The sequence below is a fragment of the Streptomyces beijiangensis genome, assembly GCF_017315755.1.
Taxonomy (GTDB): domain Bacteria; phylum Actinomycetota; class Actinomycetes; order Streptomycetales; family Streptomycetaceae; genus Streptomyces; species Streptomyces beijiangensis.
In genome coordinates, this window is record NZ_JAFLRJ010001271.1 from 1 (window position 1) to 305 (window position 305).

General features: G+C 72.8%; 1 protein-coding gene. It reads right to left on the minus strand.

The window, feature by feature from the left end:
• On the minus strand, positions 1-305 hold a 305-nt coding region (locus J0695_RS41475), incomplete at both ends, for a phosphoribosyltransferase family protein (RefSeq protein ID WP_277990119.1).

Below are 305 nucleotides of genomic sequence, written 5' to 3' on the forward strand. Positions count from 1 at the left end.
CCGCGGCGGACGCCCTGTTCGCCAACGGTGCGGAGGACGTCATCGTGACGGCCACGCACGGCGTGCTGTCCGGTCCCGCCGCGGCGCAGATCGTGCCACCGGTGTCGATCATGTCGTCGACGAGGACGCAGACGCGGCCCTTCACGTCACCGACGACCTCGTGGACGGTGACCTGGTTGGCGACGTCCTTGTCGCGGCGCTTGTGCACGATCGCGAGGGGCGCGCCCAGGCGGTCGCACCAGCGGTCGGCGACGCGCACGCGGCCGGCGTCCGGGGAGACGACGGTCAGCTTGTCGCGGTCGACC